We start from the raw sequence: 17,216 nt of genomic DNA, 5'->3' as shown, positions 1-17,216 counted from the left end.
ATAGCAGTAAATATTTATGCACTACGTTTCGCAATGTGAACCGGCGAGCGCCAAGCCGGCCACACGCGTCCGCCCGCCCACCCATCCTTACCCATCCCCCGCAAGGGGACCTGAAAACCAAAAAGGGACCGCATAATGTGCGGTCCCTTTTTAAAAATGCGGTCCCCTTGGTGTTGAAGGTGAGGGGGACCAGCTCAACCTAGTCGAGCATCTCGGTGTTCTTGCGCTTGCGGATCATCATGAAGGTACCGGCGACACCGGCGCCAAAGACCAGAATCGCACCGGCAAGACGCAGCATGGCGCTGCGCTTCTGCGATGCAACGGTATCTTCGGTCACCGGCACCAGGCTCCCCTCTTCACCGGTGCGGGCCACAGTCAGGTGGCTATCGTCAGTCTGCACCAGCAGGGCATCAACGGTCTCGGGGAAGTCAGCACTGACGGTGCCGGTCTGGGAGCCGCGGAACTCCACGGTAGAGCCCGGGTTAACCTGTGCCGGGTCGGCAATATCAGAGATGAAGGTCTTACCGGTCATAGCGGTGTTATCGGGCAGAATACCGGTGTAGATGGCAACGTTGTTATCACCCTGCAAGTCGCTAGTGACCTTTTCAAACGTACCGGTCATCACCCAGGAGCGACCTTCGTAGCCCTCGTTAGCGCGGGCCTCGTTGAAGGTGCGAATACCGCCAATCAGCAGGATAATCGCGAAGATTGACGCGAGAATCATGATGCCGGCAGCTGCCAGCTTGGGGCCGAGCGGGCCGCGGGGTTCCTCGTAGTCTTCTTCCTCTTCTGCGAAGGTGAAGAAGTCGTCGGTGCGGTCATCTTCGTCGAAGTTGTCGTGGTCTTCGAGGTAGCGCTGATCGCTCACGGTGCATCTCCAGAGGTTGTGGGTGATTGCCTATACAAAGGCGGAAGTCCATTCTACCGCGTCAGCTCCCAAAAGGCTTATCTGTCTCACCGACCGCCCAGCCTTTTCAGCGCCGCCGCCCAGAAAACTGCCCGTCCTCGCTCAAGCGGCTGCCCGGCAGGCCAGTTGCGCAGACAAAGAGCCCGGCGGACGCGCGTCCGCCGGGCTCTACCCGAATCTGGGGTTTGTGCGGGCCTTAGGCTCGCTGTACCGCGCCGAAGCGTTCGGCAGCCAGGGCAACACCTGCTTCACGGGCCGCGGAGGCCTCGTCAGCGGTCAGGGTGCGGTCGGTGGCACGGAAACGCAGGGCGAAGGCCAGGGACTTCTTGCCCTCTTCGATGCCGGTGCCGCGGTAGTCGTCGAAGACGCGGACGTCCTCGAGCAGTTCACCGGCGCCCTCAGCCAGGGCTGCGGCAAGGTCAGCAGCCGGGATTGCTGCGTCCACAATCAGGGCGACGTCCTGGTTGGCTGCCGGGTAGCCGGAAATACCGGTGGCCTGCACTGCCTCGCCTGCCTGGGCGATGAGGGCGGTGAAGTTGAGTTCGAAGGCACTGGTGCGCTCGGGCAGGTTCAGCTTGGCCAGCAGCTTGGGGTGCAGTTCACCGGCGTAGGCGATGACCTCACCGGCTGCGTTCTTGAGCACGGCGGTGCGGCCCGGGTGGAAGGCCTGGTGTTCGCCGTTTGCAACGGTGAGCTTCACGCCTGCGGCATCGGCTACCAGCAGGACGGAGTCCAGGGCATCGCGCCAGTCAAAGGCACGGGCGGTAATGCCCGGGGTTTCCTCGTGCTCAGCACCGGCGAAAAGACCGGCGATGTGGCGGGGCTGGTCGGGAATACCGGCGTTCAAATCTGCCAGAACCTCATCGGCAGGCTTAACGCCCAGACCGGGAATGGAGGCTGACCCCAGCTGGGTGCCGGGGATAAAGACGGAGCCGGTCTCGTAGATGGCTAGGTTCTTGAAGCCGCGGGAGAGGTTGCGGGAGAGCACCTCGGTCAGGCCCGGCAGCAGGGAGCGGCGCATCCAGCCCTGGGCGGACGAGATGGGGTTAGCCAGGCGGATAGAATCCACCTTTTCACCGGCGACAGGGGACGCCCAGAGGTTGTTGTCTTCATCAGAGACGAAGGGGTAGGCAAAGACCTCGGTCAGGCCCGATGCTGCCAGGGCGTTCAGAGCCCGGCGGCGCAGGGTCTGCTCGACGGTGTAACCGCGACCGGGAGGGGCCACGGGCAGGGTCGAGGGAATCTTATCGTAGCCCACCAGGCGGGCAACTTCCTCGGTCAAATCTTCCTTGGCGCCCAGGTCGGTGCGCCATGAGGGCACGGTAACCTCGTAGGCCCCCTCGGCGACCTCAACGCTGGCGCCAATCTGTTCCAGAGAGCCAACAATCTGCTCTTCGGTGTAGTCGATGCCAATGCGGCCTGCGGTGTAGTCGGTGGGCAGGGAGATGACAGTGGGCTCGAAGCTGCCACCGGCGTCCGTCACGCCCTCATCGACGGTTGCACCTGCCAGCTCTACCAGCAGGTCAACGGCGCGCTGGGCGGCAGCGGCCTGAATCTGGGGGTCAACGCCGCGCTCAAAACGCTTGGATGCCTCAGAGGAGAGCTTGTGGCGGCGGGCGGTGCGGGCAATGGAGACCTCGTCGAAACGGGCTGCCTCAATGACGATACGGGTGGTTGAGTCAGAGACCTCGGTGGAAGCCCCACCCATCACACCTGCCAGGCCGATGGGGCCGGACTCGTCGGTAATTAGCAGGTCTTCGACGTTGAGCTCGCGCTCTTTCTCATCCAGGGTGGTGAGCTTCTCGCCAGCTTCGGCGCGGCGCACGGTGATGCCGCCGGTCAGCTTGTCTGCATCGTAGAAGTGCAGGGGCTGGCCGGTTTCGAGCATGACGTAGTTGGAGATATCAACCGGCAGGGAGACAGAGCGGACGCCCGCCAGGCGCAGGCGGGAGGACATCCAGGTGGGGACGGGGGCAGTTGCGTCGACGCCGCTGACCGAGCGGGCAACAAAGCGGGTGGCGCCGTCCTTACCGTGAATGGGAGCTGAGTCGGTCAGGGTGACGGGCAGGCCCGCGCCGTTGGCAGCGGGTGCCTTAGCGGCCAGGTCGAGGACGAAGTCATCAAAGTCGTTACCGGTGGCGTGGCAGTATTCGCGGGCGATACCGCGAATGGAGAAGCCGTAGCCGCGGTCGGGGGTTACGTTGACTTCAGCGGCTTCGTCGTAGAGGCCCAGCAGGTCCATGGCGTCGGTGCCGACCTCGGGGTCAAGCCCCAGGGTGGAGAGCACCAGAATGCCGCCGTGGTCTTCACCGATGCCGAGCTCCTTGACGGAGGCGATCATACCGGCTGACTTGTGGCCGTAGGTCTTGCGGGCGGTAATAGCGAAGCCGCCGGGCAGTACAGCGCCGGGCAGGGTGACAACGACCTTATCCCCGGGCTTGAAGTTGTGGGCGCCGCAGATAATGCCCTGCACGCCGGACTCTTCAATGCCCTTACCGGTCAGGGTCTGCTTCTGCCCCTCGGGCACAACGCGCACCTGGCACCAGTTAACGGTTTTACCGTTGGAGTGGGTTTCGGGCTCCATCGAGAGCACCTGACCCACCACGATGGGGCCGGTCAGCTCATCGGTCGGGCGGTGAACGTCTTCTTCTTCAAGGCCAACTGTGACCAGGGTAGCCATAACATCTTCGGCGCTTGCGTCGGCCGGAACGGGTGCGTATTCACGCAGCCAGGAAAGGGGTACGCGCATGGGTTAGATCTCCATCTTGAACTGCTGTGAGAAACGGACGTCGCCTTCAATCATGTCGCGCATATCCTGCACGCCATTGCGGAACATGAGGGTACGTTCGATGCCCATACCAAAAGCGAAACCTGAGTAAACTTCGGGGTCAACACCGGCTGCTCGCAGCACGTTGGGGTTGACCATGCCGCAGCCGCCCCACTCGATCCAGCGGGGGCCGCCCTTGGCGTCCGGGTGCCAGACGTCCAGCTCGGCCGAAGGCTCAGTGAAGGGGAAGTAGTTGGGGCGCAGACGAATCTTTGCCTCCTCGCCGAACATGGCACGGGCCATGTGCTCCAGGGTGCCCTTGAGGTCAGCCATGGTCAGACCCTTATCGACGGCCAGGCCCTCAATCTGGTGGAAGACCGGGGTGTGAGTGGCATCGAGCTCATCGGTGCGGTAGACCTGGCCGGGGCAGACCACATACAGGGGCAGGTCACGAGACAGCAGGGAACGCATCTGCACCGGTGAGGTGTGGGTGCGCAGCATCAGGTGGGCGCTAGTAGGCTCCACGAAGAAGGTATCCTGCAGTTCACGCGCCGGGTGGTCAGGCTTGAAATTCAGCGAATCAAAGTTGTACCACTCTGACTCAAGTTCGGGGCCGTCGGCAATCTCCCAGCCCATGCCCACGAAGATATCGCACATCTGCTCCTGCAGGACGCTGATGGGGTGGCGGCCGCCAATACGGCGGCGGGGAGTGTGGGCAGTGACGTCCACAGCCTCTTCAACCAGAATACGGGCGTCACGCTCTTCTTCCAGCTCAGCATTACGGACCTCAAGAGCCTTAGTCAGGCGTCCGCGCACCTGGCCCATGAGCTTACCCACCTCAGCCTTGTGCTCCTTGCGCAGATCGCGCATCTGCTTATTGGCCAGAGTAAAACCGGCCTTTTCGCCGGTAAAGTCCAGGCGCACACGCTTGAGTTCTTCAAAGTCAGCGGTCTTCTCGGCGATTTCCTTCTGAGCCCGCTCAAACTCGGCGGTGAAGGCTTCGCGGACGGTCGCCAGACCGTTCTCGGGGTCTTTTTCTAGAATGGCGCGAATATTAGCCAGCACCTGGAAGGGTGTGGGGTTCTCAGGCGCCTCGGGCAAAGAATCAGTCATCTGCACTTCTCTTCACAATGTGGGTTTCGGGCGCTTACCGCACCCAGGGCATCAAGACAATAGTTTAGTGCAAAAAGGTGAAGCAAGCTCGCGCTCGATGGGAAAGGAGCGGACGCTGCCCGCAGGTAAATGACCGCTAGCAGGCAGTTAGGGCGCTGGAATAACATCAACCCGTTCAAAGAAGGCACGGGCAACAGGGGTGAAGGTTAGGCCAAGCCAGGTGAGGTTGGCTAGAGACCACGTCAAGAAGCAGGCCATAATTCCCGGATTTACATCGGAGGGCATAGTCCAGATAAGTGAAAGAAGCGACACGGTGCTGATGACGGTACAGACAAACCCGAGCAGATTAGCGGCTCCTGCTTTTTGCCAGGTGCCGGTGCGGCGGATAACCCAGATATATAACAAGGAGGTGAGGGCGATTGAAATAACAGCACTCACGATTCCTCGTGTGCCGCTGATGTCAAGGGAAGTAACCGTTAGCGTCAGGTAAGCGATACCCGACAGCACTAACATGCCCTGCATTACTCGGATGACCGTGGGCACTTCTCCCCTGCTAAAAGCCAGTTGCTGTTTCTCTTTGTCTTTCATAAATCATCAGCCTCCTTTCTTTTAGCGTAACGAGCAACCGCTCACGATTCAAGACCGTGAAGCGCGCACAAAAATGGGCCCTCCGGATCAACCGGAGGGCCCATCACAGCTAGAAGTTCAAGGTCTAGCGCAGGATTGAAGTAACGGACTTATTCGATACCGCAACAATCCAAACGATGGCAAGAACCAGCCAAACAATACAAAGAACAACGACAATCAGTGAAATGTAGAGTGAACCAATGGCCGAGAAGGCTGCGCCGAGAATACCCAGAGCGGCAAAAACATAACCGGTGATTCGACCGGCCTTTTTGTACTTAGCCATGAGGAAATACACTAGGGCAAAAAGTGCCAGACCAATAACGGTTCCCGCCACAGTGGTCACAGGGTTTTGGTCAGTGGGCACAGTCTCGCCGAGCACGTCGATAGTTTCGGGTGTCAGCACGTAGCCCAGCACCTGCACCAGCAGGTAAACAACAGCTGTAGCCAAGAGAATGGTCTGTGAGCGCTTGTGCTTCTGCTCAGCGTCGGGGGCTACTGGCTGCTGCCCGAACCCCGGCTGACCGCCCATGTACATAGCCTGGGTATCGTTCGGTGCGGAGTAATCATTAGTTCCGTAGGGTGTCTGTGACATGTCTAAACCTCCATGTAAAAGATATGTTGCGTACTACACATCATACCGGAGATAAAAGTCAGACACCTTACATTCTCGCTGGGGGCAGGCTCTATTACGCTTCTCTACAGCTTAAGCGGCGCGGACGCCCGCCAACAGCTCCTCAACGATGGGAAAGTCAGCGGGAATCCAGGGCAGCTCCAGCACCGTGGCATCAAGCGGAACCCAGCGCAACTCGGCGTGGTCTTGAAGGGCGGCGGCGCGTCCGTCCGTAATTTCTGCAAACCAGACCCGCATAGCGGCCTTCTCGTTCAGCACCCAGCCCTGGGGGTGGGGGCCGGTGATTTCGGTACCGAGCTGGGCGGTGATGCCCAGCTCTTCGCGTAGTTCGCGCAGCAGGGCGTCCTCGCAGGCTTCACCGGGCTCAACCTTGCCGCCGGGAAACTCCCACAGGCCAGCCAGCGCCGGCGGGGCCGAGCGCTGGCCCACCAGCAGGCGGGTGGGGCTGGTCAAAGAATCGACGATAGCTGCCCCGACCACCTGCACCGGGTAGGCGGCAGTAGGCTGCTCCCCCACTAGTCACCCTTTCGGTTCTGGGCCAGGGAGGAGGCAAAGAGGCAGACACCAGCTGCCATGCCGACATTCAGCGACTCGGCGGCCCCGCGCAGGGGAACAGCCACGCGCAGGGAGGCGGCAGCTTTTTCTTCGTCGCTCAGGCCAGCCGCCTCGTTGCCGAAGAGCCACATGGTGGGCTTGGCCAGGTCGTACTTAACCTTCTTGCGCGGTTCGACGCCATTGCGCAGGGCGAAGGCGGCGTCCTGGAGGTCATCGAGGGAGACGCGGCCGTAGCCGTCCGCTGCGAGCACACCGATGCCCTGAGCCTTAGCATCTTCGGCGAAGTCTTCGAGGTCGATGCCCTGGATAACGGGCACGTGGAAGAGGGAGCCTGCAGTGGAGCGCACTGCCTTGGGGTTGTAGAGGTCAACTGCACCCTTGGTGGTGACGATGAGGTCGGCGCCGGCGGCGTCGGCGGCGCGCAGGATGGTGCCGGCGTTGCCGGGGTCTTGTACGCGGGCCAGGACGGCGATGAGCTTAGGGTTGATGGCTCCCTCACCCCAGATGTCGGAGGGGGCGATGTCGTTCTGGAAGGCGACGGCGATGATGCCCTGGGGGCTGACGGATTCGGCCATGGCGGCGAGGACGGGCTCGGTCACCATGCGCATGAAGACCTTGCGGCCGGGCTCGGGGGTGGGGGTGCCGTGGACGTCTTCGAGCAGGTCAACGATGTCGGGGTGGCGGTCGAAGGCGCGTTCGGTGATGTAGACGGCGTCGAGCAGGGGCTTGATCTGGTGGGCTTTGAGGGCTTCGCGGACGGCCTGCGGTCCCTCGACCAGGAAGTGCCCGGTCTTGGTGCGGGCTGCCCGGGTGGCAAGCTTGGCGATGTCTTTGACACGGTCTGCCTGGGGGTTTTCCATGACGACGGGGGTGCTGAGGCGTTCTTTGAAGTCCATAGGGTCTATTGTCTCACGATGAGGTGCACGGACGGGAGCGCGCGACCGTGCAAGAGCGCACCGAATTGGGACAGCCTGCAAGACCTCTTTCTAGCGGTTTGTGGGGAAGGACGCGGTGGGGTGGAAAGGAGAAGGAGGTATGGGCCGCACCCTTTCCAGTTACCACTGGTAAGACATACAATGAGTACACATTGAATATACGAAAGGTGGACGTTATGGCTACTAGTGTGGTGAATGTTCGTTTGGATGAGCAGACTAAGAGGGACCTTGAGGTCTTGTGTCAGGAGCTGGGAATTACGGTTTCTGCTGCCTTTTCGATGTTTGCGAAGAAAATGACTAGGGAGCAGAGGATTCCCTTTGAGGTATCGATTGATCCGTTTTATTCCGAGGCTAATGTGAGTATGTTGCGCCGGTCGGTTGCTCAGGTTAAGGGAGGTAATCTCACAGAACGCGAGCTTATTGATGAATAAGCTGTGGTCAGATGAAGCCTGGGAGCAGTATGTTTACTGGCAGTCTGAAGATCGAAAGACTCTCAAACGTATCAATGCCCTCATCAAGGACATCACACGGAACGGACCATTCTCTGGTATCGGGAAACCTGAGCCCTTGCGAGGGGAGTTCTCTGGGCTATGGTCGCGACGAATTGATCAGACGCATCGACTGGTTTATGAGGTTACTGAGCTTGACGGGCGTACCGTTCTGATTATTTATGCCTGTCGAACTCACTACGGGGATCGTTAGCTCGCAAATGAGCTTCCAATTTTACCTACAGTCCGGAATAACTCTACTCTCTCGCTTGTTGCCCCTGAAGCAATCCTCTGCCTATCACGAAAGGTACAGCCCGTGCAGAACCAAGACATCAAGCAGCTCGTCCTCGACGCCGCCCAGCACCGCCGCGCCATCAAATTCTTCGACCCCGAGAAGAAAATCAGCGACGACGACATCACCTACATCCTCGAAACCGCTCGCCTCTCCCCCAGCTCCGTCGGCGCTCAGGGCTGGCGCTTCGTCGTCCTGCAAAACCCCCAGACCCGCAAGCCCGCCGAAGAGGTCATCACCTGGGTTAAGTAGCAAAACCCACCCTACCTGCAACTTCAGGTAGCACAGAAGCCCACCCCACCGCCGTCCGCACCAGGACGGAAGCAGGGTGGGCTTTTGCGTAAGCAGGCCCCCAGCACACCATGGCCCAAGCGCCTCGATCATCTCGTATTTGCTTTTTACTCACCTATTTCCTCGAACCTGATGACTCTTCAATCATTGATGTATCCCTGCTAATGTAGAACTATGTCGCACAAATGCAAGAAAGGAGCGACTATGAGCACCACTATTAGCGTTAGAACCGACGAGGAGACTAAACGCCAGGCAGAGGAACTCTTCAACGAGCTAGGTCTAAACATGTCTACAGCAATCAACATGTTCATGAAGCAGGCCCTTCGCGAAGGAAGAATACCTTTCACCGTTGGGCGCCCCTACCCCAATGCGACAACCATTGCGGCCATCGAAGAAGGACGTCGGCTCGCCCAGGACCCAAACACTCCCCGGATTAGGTCAATCGAGGAGTTCAAAACTCTCATTAACGAACTATGAGATACGAAATCATCACTACCAATGCTTTCAAAAAAGGCCTAAAAACCGCTAAAAAGCGTGGAAAAGACCTCCAGAAACTCACGGATATTGTTGAGGCTCTCGCCGAGGGCAAGCAACTCAGCGCAAAACATAAAGACCACGCGCTCACTGGAAACTACGCCGATACTCGCGAGTGCCATATCGAACCAGACTGGCTACTTATATATGAACGCCTTGAAGGTCAGCTGGTTCTCATCCTGCTCAATACAGGTAGCCATTCAGACCTCTTTTGAGTACTAATTCCGGTGTCTAGCCCACCCCGCCGTCGTCCGCCCACGGACAATAGCGGGGTGGGCTTACCTGCACCGGTTTCAGGCGCCCCTGGAAACCATGGACTGGCGTGAGCCGCGTCTCGCGCTCACGGACGTCCGCATGCAAAATCTGACTGCCCACCAGACTCTCGCTGCGCCCATCATAGGCGTAGACGCTGCGAGAATCTGGTGGGCGTTCGCTGTGTGCCCGACGCTCCAGCCCCACCATTTACCGCAATAATAAAAGGACGCCGCCCCTCACTCCCCTGCTCAGAGGCAGGAAAGCGGGAGGCGGCGTCCGCGCCCCACCACTTAGGTGGGGCAAGACAAACCTAAAAAGACTTAGGCAGCCTTGGGAGCTGAAGTGTCCTCAGGCAGGTTGTTCTTAGCGATTTCAACCAGAGCTGAGAAAGCAGCAGGCTCGTTAACAGCCAGCTCAGCCAGCATACGACGGTCAACCTCAACCTCAGCAGCCTTCAGGCCCTGGATGAAGCGGTTGTAGGTCAGGCCCTCAGCGCGTGCAGCTGCGTTGATACGCTGGATCCACAGACGACGGAAGTCGCCCTTCTTCTTACGACGGTGGTCGTAGCTGTATACCAGTGAGTGAGTGACCTGTTCCTTAGCCTTACGGTAAAGGCGTGAACGCTGGCCACGGTAGCCTGATGCACGATCAAGGATTACTCGGCGCTTCTTGTGCGCGTTAACCGCGCGCTTCACACGTGCCACGTGTGTCTCCTAACGTCTATGTCCTACCCAGCTAAAACTCTAGCGCTGGTGCAGGAGAGAAAATATCTACTTTTGGTGCGCCCTTTCGGGGCGAAGCTTCAAAAAGAAGGAGCTTACTTGCCCAGCATCTTCTTGATGACCTTAGCCTGACCGCCGGTTACGATCTGGTCAGAAGCCAGACGACGGGTCAGACGGGATGACTTGTGCTCCAGGTAGTGGCGGCGGTTGGCCTGCTGGCGCTTAACCTTGCCAGTACCGGTGAGCTTGAAGCGCTTCTTAGCACCAGAGTGGGTCTTCTGCTTCGGCATGAGCCGATTCTCCTTACGTTCTACCCTCGCCCCGGTTACGGGGTGAGGAACTGAAAAACTCAACGTCCCCGGTGGGCGGGGAAGTTTTAAGGGTGTTCTGCCCGCCCACCGGTGCCCTTATCTTTCAATAAAGAACAGCGGCAGAGCGAACGACGACCAAGCACGAAACCCTACACGAGCTCGCGCCTGGTTGTCTAAACAGCTCCTATTCGGCTGACGCCTGTGCCTTGAGCTCCTCGGGCATTGCATCTGCCAGGGAGTTAGTTACAGGGGTTGCCTCAGTGGTGTTGACGCGTTCGCGACCCTTGCGGCCACCTGACTTCTGGCTTTCACGGCGGGCTTCCTGCTTGCCGCGGAGCGGAGCGAGAACCATTACCATGTTGCGACCGTCAACGCGGGGGTTGGACTCTACGGTGCCAACCTCGGTGAGGTCGTTTGCCATGCGTTCAAGCAGACGCACACCCATCTCGGGGCGCTGCTGTTCACGACCACGGAACTGAATCATAGCCTTGACCTTGTCACCGCCGGCGAGGAAACGACGTGCGTGCCCTACCTTGGTTTCGTAGTCATGGGTGTCAATTTTGAGGCGGAAACGGATTTCCTTCAAAGAAGCGTTGACCTGCTTCTTTCGAGATTCACGTGCCTTGACTGCGGCTTCGTACTTGTACTTGCCGAAGTCCATAAGCTTGCACACAGGCGGCTTAGCGTTGGGAGCAACCTCAACCAGGTCGAGGTCAGATTCCTGAGCAAGACGCAGTGCATCTTCTACGCGGACAATACCGACCTGTTCACCGCCGGGGCCGACGAGTCGAACTTCCGGAACGCGAATGCGGTCGTTGATGCGTGGATCGCTAATGACAAAGCTCCTGTTGCTTGTGGTGGGGGTGTCCCCGTGAATTTCTGTGGGGGTTGAAAAAAGCCCCCGGTTGCGGCTTGGCAAGCGGAGGCTTAGGTTACCTACCCAGGGTAAAGGTGCGGACGCCGGTAGTCGGCGCCATGAGCCTTCGAAGGTTTCCCTTGCGGACCCCTGGGTCTGACCCGGTCGCCAGAGTTGGCGGCAGCGGGTGGGAACTTAAGTTCCACTTGCAAACAGCTCTTAACATTACTGGGTTAGGGGCGGTTTTTCAAGGGTTTTGGCTGTTTTTCTTGGGGCGGACGCCGGTGGTCGGGTTGAGTATGACGGGCGATTCACGCTCGGTGGGGTTGGTGTGAGATTCTAGTAACCATGAGCAACGAAACTAGCTACCGTTTTGAAGATTCCGCTGAGCAGGGCGAGGCGCTGCCCGATGGTCTGACTGCCGAGCAGGTTGAAGAAGTTAACGCCCAGATGCGCGATATCGCTGAGGTTCCTGCCGTTGAGGTCATTACAACCGCTGCTGTTCACCTGATGAGCGCCGCTGCCGTCAAGTGCGGTCTGGCTGCTGAAGAGAACGCCGAAGACCTCAAAGATCTTGATGAGGCCCGCAAGCTGATTACCGCCCTGGCAGGTTTCGTTACCGCTGCGGCGCCCGAGATCGGTTCTCAGCACGCCGCTCCCCTGCGTGACGGCCTGCGTTCCCTCCAGCTGGCCTTCCGTGAGGCTTCCCCCTACCCGGACGCCCCCGGCAAGGGGCCCGGCGAAAAGTTCACCGGGCCGGTTTTCTAGGCTGATGCCAAGGCGATCTGCACCGAGTCAGCCTGCTCGGCAATGACCTGGTTGAGGGCGAGCCCCTGCTGGAAGGTCTGCACGGTCTGGTTGACCTGTTCCTGGGTGAGGCCGGGGCGGAGTTTGAGCATGATTTTCAGCTCTGGCCCGTGCCCACCACCTGCCAGTACGCGTCCGCTCGCGGTCTGCGAGTACACACCGGTGCCGGGGCCTGCTTCAACCGCAACCACAGCAGACAGGGGCGCTGCAATGTTGCTGAGCTCTTCGGCGACCCGGGGGTTGCGGTAGGAGGGCACCCATTCTTCTCCCTTGGCGATTGCCCAGAAAGCGGGGCGGCGCACGACGAAGGTGAGGTCAGCGCCCGGGTCTACCACGATGAGCTGGTTATCATCTTCTACGGCTGACAGGGCGGTTTTACGCATGTCAGCGGCAACCGGGCGGGCTAGGTCGTGCCAGGCGGTAAGCGCGTCCACGTTGGTGAAGACCGGCAGGGCACGGCGTCCGTCCGGAGCTTGAATACTCACCAGGGCCATATCCGATTCTTTGTCTGAGACTAGCCCCTGCTCGGTAATTTCTGCCTGCGACAGTTGAGCCACCACGGGTGCGAAAATACGCACCGAGCGTAGGGCGTCAACCACGGCAACCTCATCGACCTCACCGGCTTTGAAAGCCTCAAGAACCTTGAGCAGGGCGGGGTCAGTTTTTCCGTCGTCGCCGGGGAACTGGTGGGTGTGGCTGGTGCCTTCCCCCAGGTTGCGCCCTTCCCAGGGCTGCCCGCCGGTATCGGTTTTTTGGCCGGCGGACGCCAGCTGGGCAGCGATATGCGCAGGTAGCTCCCGGCGGGGTGCGCTGGGGTTACCGGGGTTGCCGTGCCCGTGGGTGTGGGCGCGGTGCACGCGATCTGAAAAGTCGGTCACTAGGGGCGACCTGCAACGTCGAGGGCCTGGGCCAGGGTGAACTTACCGGCGTAGAGGGCCTTACCGGTGATGGCGCCTTCAACGCCGTGGGGAACCATGGTACGCAGGGCTGCGATGTCATCGAGGGTGGCGATACCGCCGGAGGCAACCACGGGCTTGTCGGTGCGCTCTGCGACCTTGCGTAAAAGTTCCAGGTTAGGTCCCTGCAGGGTGCCGTCCTTGGTGACATCGGTGACGACGTAGCGGGCGCAGCCGTCGTCGTTCAGGCGGTCGAGAACCTCCCAGAGGTTGCCGCCTTCCTTGGTCCAGCCACGGGCTGCCAGGGTTTCCCCGCGTACATCCAGACCAACGGCGATGATATCGCCGTGCTCGGCGATCACCTTGCGAGTCCACTCGGGGTTTTCCAGGGCAGCGGTGCCCAGGTTGATGCGGGCGGGGTTGAGCGACAGGGCCCGTTCCAGGGATTCGTCGTCGCGGATGCCGCCCGACATCTCAATCTTGATGGAAAGTTCCTGAGCTACCTCGGTCAGAATCTCGATGTTGTCGCCGCGGCCAAAGGCAGCGTCGAGGTCGACCAGGTGCAGCCACTCAGCACCGGCGTTCTGCCACTCTAGGGCAGCTTCGACGGGGGAACCGTAGTTGGTTTCAGATCCAGCTTCGCCCTGCACCAGGCGCACGGCCTGGCCGTTGGCTACGTCGACCGCGGGCAGCAGTTCGAGACGATCAGTCATTGTTCTCTCCTTGGGAGTAGGACGGTAAAAATCTAGGTCTAGGGGCGGCGGGCTAGCTGTAGTTCATCACGACGTACAGGCCGTACCCGGCAAAGGCTAGGCCCACCAGCAGCAGTACAAGCTGGGCCACCCAGGTAATTTTTTGTTTGTAAAAGGAGTAGGCTCCGCCGATGAACATCATGCCTACGGTCATGAGCAGTAGCCCGGACGTTGTAGCTGACATACCCTACTTCGCCCCGTCTAGACGCCCGGTTACGGGCAGGGAATTGATCCAGTTCTTGAGCAGGCGGATGCCGGCCTCACCCGACTTTTCGGGGTGGAACTGGGTGGCAGCTAGGGGCCCGTTTTCGACCGCCGCGATGAAGTCGCCACCGTGGTTAGCCCAGGTGACCTGGGGCGGCAGCATGGCTTCGTTGTTCTGGTCGAAGGTCCATTCTTGCACCCCGTAGGAGTGCACAAAGTAGAAGCGTTCGTTCTCAACACCGGCAAAGAGCGTGGACCCTTCAGGTGCGCGGACGGTATTCCACCCCATGTGGGGCACGACCTCGGCTTTGAGCTTTTCGACGGTGCCGGGCCACTCGCCCAGGCCGTCGGCTTCAACTCCGTGCTCAACGCCTTTTTCGAACATGACCTGTAGGCCTACGCAGATGCCAAGTACGGGGCGTCCGCCCGCAACGCGCCTGCCAATCATGCGGATAGCATCTGCTTCTTTCAGGCCGTCCATGACGGCCTTGAAAGCGCCCACGCCGGGCACAACTAGGCCATCGGCACCCAGAACGTCTGACTCCTTGCGGGACAGCACCACTCGGGCGCCGGCTTCTTCAAGGGCGCGGACGGCTGAGCGCACGTTCCCTGCCCCGTAATCGAGAACGGTGACGGTCGGTTGACGGGTTTCAGTCATTAGAGGGCTCCCTTGGTGGAGGGGATGCCGGCGTGGCGGGGGTCGGGCTCTACCGCCTGACGCAGGGCACGGGCCAGGGCCTTGAACTGGGCTTCGGCAATATGGTGGGGGTCGCGCCCGCCCAGCAGGGTGATGTGCAGGCAAATACCGGCGTGGTAGGCAAAGGCCTCAAAGACGTGGCGCACCATTGATCCGGTGAAGTGCCCGCCGATGAGGTGGTATTCGAAGCCTTCGGGTTCGCCGGTGTGTACCAGGTAGGGGCGGCCTGAAATATCGACGACGGCTGAGGCAAGTGCTTCATCGAGGGGCACGGTGGCTGTGCCAAAACGGCGGATACCGGCCTTATCACCCAGGGCCTGACGGAGAACCTCACCGAGCACGATGCCGGTGTCTTCAACGGTGTGGTGCACATCGATGTGGGTATCGCCGGAGCACTTGATGGTCATATCAATCAGGGAGTGCTTGGAGAGAGCGGTCAGCATGTGGTCATAGAAGGGAACGCCGGTGTCGATGTCAGAGACGCCGGTGCCGTCCAGGTTGATTTCGACGCTGACGGAGGACTCGCTGGTGGTGCGCTCCATCTTTGCAATGCGGGGGCCGATGCCGGTGGATGATTCGGTTGGTACTGCCATGTCTGTCTCTTTTTCTAAGGTGTCTGCCGATGTTGATGGGGCTACGTGCTGCGCTTAGCGCTCGAAAGTCTGCACGTAGTCAGTGAGGTGGTCTAAGAAGGCGCTGGTCTCGGCTTCGGTTCCGGCGGTGACGCGCAGGTAGCCGGGGATTCCGTTATCGCGTACCAGGACGCCGCGTTCTAGCAGGTAGTTCCAGGCAGCTTTTTCGTCCTTGAGCCCGCCGAAGAACACAAAGTTGGAATCCGATACAGCCGGTTCTAGCCCCAGGCCGGTGAGGTGCTCCACGATGCGGTCGCGCTGGGCGCGGATGTCGTCGACGTTAGCCAGCAGCTGGGTGCGGTGGCGCAGGGCTGCAATCGCGGTTGCCTGGGTGACGGCTGAGAGGTGGTAGGGCAGGCGAACCAGACGGACGGCATCGGCAACAGCGGGATCTGCTGCAAAGTAGCCCAGGCGGGCACCTGCAAGTGCGAAGGCCTTGCTCATGGTGCGGGAGACAACCAGGTTGGGGTGGCCGGGAAGTAGGGTGAGAGCATTCTGGGTGCGGTCTTGGGCAAACTCTGCGTAGGCCTCATCGACCACGACGATACCGTTGTAGGCTGCCACCGCGTCGTAGACCGCTTCGATAACGTCTAGCCCCAGGCCGGTGCCGGTGGGGTTATTGGGTGAGCAGAGAATAACGATAGAAGGCTTGTGCTCTTCAATCTGTTCAACTGCTGAAGCTGCGGTGAGGGAGTAGTCGGCTGCGCGGGTACCCGCGATGAAAGCGGTATTGGTGCCGTCTGCCAGCAGGGGGTACATAGAGTAGGTGGGCACGAAGCTCATGACCGAGCGCCCGGGGCCACCAAAGACCTGCATGAGTTGCTGGAGAATCTCATTGGAGCCGTTAGCTGCCCAGATGTTTTCGGGGGTCAGACCGTGCCCCAGGTAGTCTGCGAGTTCCGCTCTGAGGGTATCGAACTCGCGGTCGGGGTAGCGATTCAGGGTTACGGCGGCCTCTGCTACATCGCGCGTGATGGCATCGATAACTTCTTGCGGCATGGGGTGGGTGTTCTCGTTAACGTTGAGGGTTACCGGAACATCAATCATGGGTGCGCCGTAGGGTGAACGGCCCCGCAAATCTTCGCGCAGGGGCAGGGCTTCGAGTGCTGTGGTAGTTTCGGTCACTCCCCTAGTGTAGCGACCTAGCCCCGTACGCTGCATTCTTGTTTCGCAGTCTGGCATAGGGCACCGCTCTTTTTCTTACTGTGACTGAGTGTAGACAGGCACCTCAAGAACCTGACCGGGAACCAGCTGTGCGCTGGTGAGGTCGTTAATCTGCATGATGCGATTGATGACATCGCGATTATCTTCACCGGGTGCCACATCTGCTGCGATGGTCCAGAGAGTATCGCCGTGCACAACGGTGACCGTTTGGCTAACCGGAACAACAGGTTCGACAGTGGCACTCTTAGCTTCGCCGGGTGCAAGGAAAGTCAGGGCACCGAGAACCACAAGAGCCACGAGGGTGAGTAGAGGCAGGCCCCTAAAAACCAGGCGCCCCCGGCGGGTCAAACGGATTTTCCCACGCCCCGTCTTCGCTTTCTGAGACGGTTCTACTACCGCGCTAGGCCGCTGAGCCGGGGTAGAAGCAGCAGGGTGGGAAGGCAGATTCCGCAAGGGAGCTACAGGTGCGGGACGCGCAGACACAGGTGCCGCAAAACGAATGCGGTACTGGGGTTGCCGCAGTGCCCCGGCCGATGCGGGCACCTGCGGGTGCTGACGGACGGTAAAAGTAGCAGCCTGATCAAGGGGCTTCTTCAAAGAAGTACGAGCCATAAACTCGGGCAAGGCGATGGTGCTCATAAGTCTTTCTCCTGATTCACGCTCAAACATTCAACCAATAGTCGAATCTTTGTTCTAAAAATTCTTCGTATCTATGTTCTATCAGAAAAATCGAACATAGTCGAGAAAAATTAGAACAAATGTTTGAATAACCTGTTTGCT

23 protein-coding genes are annotated in these 17,216 nt (G+C 59.8%); 6 read left to right on the top strand and 17 right to left on the bottom strand.

Annotated elements, in window-relative coordinates; genetic code table 11:
- Nucleotides 1–199 precede the first annotated feature (199 nt).
- The 7 genes from ACED88_RS01010 to ACED88_RS00980 form a co-directional block, all read right to left on the bottom strand.
- Nucleotides 200–868: a hypothetical protein gene (locus ACED88_RS01010; RefSeq protein ID WP_449107811.1), complete on the bottom strand. Its 669-nt coding sequence runs from the start codon at nucleotides 866–868 to the stop codon at nucleotides 200–202.
- Between the two features lie 235 nt (nucleotides 869–1,103).
- Nucleotides 1,104–3,656 carry a phenylalanine--tRNA ligase subunit beta gene (pheT, locus tag ACED88_RS01005; protein WP_449107812.1) on the bottom strand — a complete coding sequence of 851 codons (2,553 nt, stop codon included), beginning with the start codon at nucleotides 3,654–3,656 and terminating at the stop codon, nucleotides 1,104–1,106.
- A 3-nt stretch (nucleotides 3,657–3,659) separates the two neighbouring features.
- Complete coding sequence (gene pheS / locus ACED88_RS01000; protein WP_449107813.1) at nucleotides 3,660–4,787, bottom strand: phenylalanine--tRNA ligase subunit alpha; 1,128 nt, start codon at nucleotides 4,785–4,787, stop codon at nucleotides 3,660–3,662.
- Nucleotides 4,788–4,934: 147 nt separating this feature from the next.
- Entirely contained in the window at nucleotides 4,935–5,375 is a 441-nt protein-coding gene (locus ACED88_RS00995) for a hypothetical protein (RefSeq protein WP_449107814.1), read from the bottom strand.
- 124 nt (nucleotides 5,376–5,499) lie between these two features.
- Entirely contained in the window at nucleotides 5,500–6,006 is a 507-nt protein-coding gene (locus ACED88_RS00990; RefSeq protein ID WP_449108489.1) for a hypothetical protein, read from the bottom strand.
- A gap of 111 nt (nucleotides 6,007–6,117) precedes the next feature.
- Nucleotides 6,118–6,561, bottom strand: coding sequence for a (deoxy)nucleoside triphosphate pyrophosphohydrolase (locus tag ACED88_RS00985; RefSeq protein WP_449108488.1), 444 nt, complete (start codon nucleotides 6,559–6,561; stop codon nucleotides 6,118–6,120).
- Complete coding sequence (locus tag ACED88_RS00980) at nucleotides 6,561–7,496, bottom strand: TrmH family RNA methyltransferase (protein ID WP_237197159.1); 936 nt, start codon at nucleotides 7,494–7,496, stop codon at nucleotides 6,561–6,563. The genes ACED88_RS00985 and ACED88_RS00980 overlap by 1 nt, the downstream gene beginning before the upstream one ends.
- 215 nt (nucleotides 7,497–7,711) lie before the next feature.
- Here ACED88_RS00980 and ACED88_RS00975 point away from each other — a divergent pair, with 215 nt between their 5' ends.
- The 5 genes from ACED88_RS00975 to ACED88_RS00955 all read left to right on the top strand — a co-directional run bounded on the left by ACED88_RS00975 (nucleotide 7,712) and on the right by ACED88_RS00955 (nucleotide 9,355).
- Entirely contained in the window at nucleotides 7,712–7,966 is a 255-nt protein-coding gene (locus tag ACED88_RS00975; RefSeq protein WP_083093599.1) for a type II toxin-antitoxin system RelB/DinJ family antitoxin, read from the top strand.
- Nucleotides 7,959–8,237: a Txe/YoeB family addiction module toxin gene (locus ACED88_RS00970; RefSeq protein WP_431464958.1), complete on the top strand. Its 279-nt coding sequence runs from the start codon at nucleotides 7,959–7,961 to the stop codon at nucleotides 8,235–8,237. Before ACED88_RS00975 ends, ACED88_RS00970 begins: the two co-directional genes overlap by 8 nt.
- Before the next feature lie 102 nt (nucleotides 8,238–8,339).
- The gene (locus tag ACED88_RS00965; protein WP_449108487.1) at nucleotides 8,340–8,567 is read left to right on the top strand and encodes a nitroreductase family protein; all 228 of its coding nucleotides are present in this window, start codon (nucleotides 8,340–8,342) and stop codon (nucleotides 8,565–8,567) included.
- Between the two features lie 243 nt (nucleotides 8,568–8,810).
- Nucleotides 8,811–9,083 (top strand): type II toxin-antitoxin system RelB/DinJ family antitoxin, encoded by a 273-nt coding sequence (locus ACED88_RS00960; RefSeq protein ID WP_431464720.1) that lies wholly within the window; start codon nucleotides 8,811–8,813, stop codon nucleotides 9,081–9,083.
- Nucleotides 9,080–9,355 carry a type II toxin-antitoxin system YafQ family toxin gene (locus ACED88_RS00955; RefSeq protein ID WP_431464719.1) on the top strand — a complete coding sequence of 92 codons (276 nt, stop codon included), beginning with the start codon at nucleotides 9,080–9,082 and terminating at the stop codon, nucleotides 9,353–9,355. The genes ACED88_RS00960 and ACED88_RS00955 overlap by 4 nt, the downstream gene beginning before the upstream one ends.
- A gap of 360 nt (nucleotides 9,356–9,715) precedes the next feature.
- Here ACED88_RS00955 and rplT read toward each other — a convergent pair whose 3' ends face one another.
- The 3 genes from rplT to infC all read right to left on the bottom strand — a co-directional run bounded on the left by rplT (nucleotide 9,716) and on the right by infC (nucleotide 11,347).
- Complete coding sequence (gene rplT / locus ACED88_RS00950; RefSeq protein ID WP_135011424.1) at nucleotides 9,716–10,099, bottom strand: 50S ribosomal protein L20; 384 nt, start codon at nucleotides 10,097–10,099, stop codon at nucleotides 9,716–9,718.
- Between the two features lie 113 nt (nucleotides 10,100–10,212).
- Nucleotides 10,213–10,407: a 50S ribosomal protein L35 gene (gene rpmI, locus ACED88_RS00945; protein WP_135011425.1), complete on the bottom strand. Its 195-nt coding sequence runs from the start codon at nucleotides 10,405–10,407 to the stop codon at nucleotides 10,213–10,215.
- A 205-nt stretch (nucleotides 10,408–10,612) separates the two neighbouring features.
- Complete coding sequence (gene infC / locus ACED88_RS00940) at nucleotides 10,613–11,347, bottom strand: translation initiation factor IF-3 (protein WP_423817200.1); 735 nt, start codon at nucleotides 11,345–11,347, stop codon at nucleotides 10,613–10,615.
- Nucleotides 11,348–11,632: 285 nt separating this feature from the next.
- On the opposite strand from infC, the gene ACED88_RS00935 reads away from it, so the two are divergent.
- Nucleotides 11,633–12,052 (top strand): DUF1844 domain-containing protein, encoded by a 420-nt coding sequence (locus ACED88_RS00935; protein ID WP_237205532.1) that lies wholly within the window; start codon nucleotides 11,633–11,635, stop codon nucleotides 12,050–12,052.
- On the opposite strand, the gene ACED88_RS00930 is transcribed toward ACED88_RS00935, so the two are convergent.
- The 7 genes from ACED88_RS00930 to ACED88_RS00900 all read right to left on the bottom strand — a co-directional run bounded on the left by ACED88_RS00930 (nucleotide 12,049) and on the right by ACED88_RS00900 (nucleotide 17,075).
- Nucleotides 12,049–12,969, bottom strand: coding sequence for an SseB family protein (locus ACED88_RS00930; protein ID WP_449108486.1), 921 nt, complete (start codon nucleotides 12,967–12,969; stop codon nucleotides 12,049–12,051). The two genes, ACED88_RS00935 and ACED88_RS00930, sit on opposite strands and share 4 nt — an antisense overlap.
- Nucleotides 12,969–13,700: a bifunctional 1-(5-phosphoribosyl)-5-((5-phosphoribosylamino)methylideneamino)imidazole-4-carboxamide isomerase/phosphoribosylanthranilate isomerase PriA gene (gene priA, locus ACED88_RS00925; protein WP_449108485.1), complete on the bottom strand. Its 732-nt coding sequence runs from the start codon at nucleotides 13,698–13,700 to the stop codon at nucleotides 12,969–12,971. Before priA ends, ACED88_RS00930 begins: the two co-directional genes overlap by 1 nt.
- Before the next feature lie 52 nt (nucleotides 13,701–13,752).
- Nucleotides 13,753–13,923 (bottom strand): hypothetical protein, encoded by a 171-nt coding sequence (locus tag ACED88_RS00920; RefSeq protein ID WP_167752239.1) that lies wholly within the window; start codon nucleotides 13,921–13,923, stop codon nucleotides 13,753–13,755.
- Nucleotides 13,924–13,926: 3 nt separating this feature from the next.
- Complete coding sequence (gene hisH / locus ACED88_RS00915) at nucleotides 13,927–14,601, bottom strand: imidazole glycerol phosphate synthase subunit HisH (protein WP_449108484.1); 675 nt, start codon at nucleotides 14,599–14,601, stop codon at nucleotides 13,927–13,929.
- On the bottom strand, nucleotides 14,601–15,233 hold the full coding sequence (gene hisB / locus ACED88_RS00910; RefSeq protein WP_237205528.1) for an imidazoleglycerol-phosphate dehydratase HisB: 633 nt from the start codon (nucleotides 15,231–15,233) through the stop codon (nucleotides 14,601–14,603). Before hisB ends, hisH begins: the two co-directional genes overlap by 1 nt.
- Nucleotides 15,234–15,287: 54 nt before the next feature.
- Complete coding sequence (locus ACED88_RS00905) at nucleotides 15,288–16,397, bottom strand: histidinol-phosphate transaminase (RefSeq protein ID WP_449108483.1); 1,110 nt, start codon at nucleotides 16,395–16,397, stop codon at nucleotides 15,288–15,290.
- Between the two features lie 75 nt (nucleotides 16,398–16,472).
- Nucleotides 16,473–17,075, bottom strand: a complete 603-nt coding sequence (locus tag ACED88_RS00900; RefSeq protein WP_237186838.1) for a LysM peptidoglycan-binding domain-containing protein — start codon at nucleotides 17,073–17,075, stop codon at nucleotides 16,473–16,475.
- Nucleotides 17,076–17,216: the final 141 nt, after the last annotated feature.

Source organism: Rothia sp. 11273D007AR, from assembly GCF_053547255.1.
Note: the sequence above shows the minus strand (reverse complement) of the source record. Positions and strands in the feature narration are given on the sequence as shown.

Excerpts from the sequence above, each read along its gene's own strand:
- priA (WP_449108485.1), bottom strand. The coding sequence starts at position 13,700 with ATGACTGATCGTCTCGAACTGCTGCCCGCGGTCGACGTAGCCAACGGC.
- ACED88_RS00920 (WP_167752239.1), bottom strand. The coding sequence starts at position 13,923 with ATGTCAGCTACAACGTCCGGGCTACTGCTCATGACCGTAGGCATGATG.
- pheT (WP_449107812.1), bottom strand. The coding sequence starts at position 3,656 with ATGCGCGTACCCCTTTCCTGGCTGCGTGAATACGCACCCGTTCCGGCC.
- ACED88_RS00935 (WP_237205532.1), top strand. The coding sequence starts at position 11,633 with ATGAGCAACGAAACTAGCTACCGTTTTGAAGATTCCGCTGAGCAGGGC.
- ACED88_RS00960 (WP_431464720.1), top strand. The coding sequence starts at position 8,811 with ATGAGCACCACTATTAGCGTTAGAACCGACGAGGAGACTAAACGCCAG.
- rpmI (WP_135011425.1), bottom strand. The coding sequence starts at position 10,407 with ATGCCGAAGCAGAAGACCCACTCTGGTGCTAAGAAGCGCTTCAAGCTC.
- ACED88_RS00900 (WP_237186838.1), bottom strand. The coding sequence starts at position 17,075 with ATGAGCACCATCGCCTTGCCCGAGTTTATGGCTCGTACTTCTTTGAAG.
- ACED88_RS00990 (WP_449108489.1), bottom strand. The coding sequence starts at position 6,006 with ATGTCACAGACACCCTACGGAACTAATGATTACTCCGCACCGAACGAT.
- ACED88_RS00970 (WP_431464958.1), top strand. The coding sequence starts at position 7,959 with ATGAATAAGCTGTGGTCAGATGAAGCCTGGGAGCAGTATGTTTACTGG.
- hisB (WP_237205528.1), bottom strand. The coding sequence starts at position 15,233 with ATGGCAGTACCAACCGAATCATCCACCGGCATCGGCCCCCGCATTGCA.
- pheS (WP_449107813.1), bottom strand. The coding sequence starts at position 4,787 with ATGACTGATTCTTTGCCCGAGGCGCCTGAGAACCCCACACCCTTCCAG.
- ACED88_RS00980 (WP_237197159.1), bottom strand. The coding sequence starts at position 7,496 with ATGGACTTCAAAGAACGCCTCAGCACCCCCGTCGTCATGGAAAACCCC.
- ACED88_RS00995 (WP_449107814.1), bottom strand. The coding sequence starts at position 5,375 with ATGAAAGACAAAGAGAAACAGCAACTGGCTTTTAGCAGGGGAGAAGTG.
- hisH (WP_449108484.1), bottom strand. The coding sequence starts at position 14,601 with ATGACTGAAACCCGTCAACCGACCGTCACCGTTCTCGATTACGGGGCA.
- ACED88_RS00955 (WP_431464719.1), top strand. The coding sequence starts at position 9,080 with ATGAGATACGAAATCATCACTACCAATGCTTTCAAAAAAGGCCTAAAA.
- ACED88_RS00975 (WP_083093599.1), top strand. The coding sequence starts at position 7,712 with ATGGCTACTAGTGTGGTGAATGTTCGTTTGGATGAGCAGACTAAGAGG.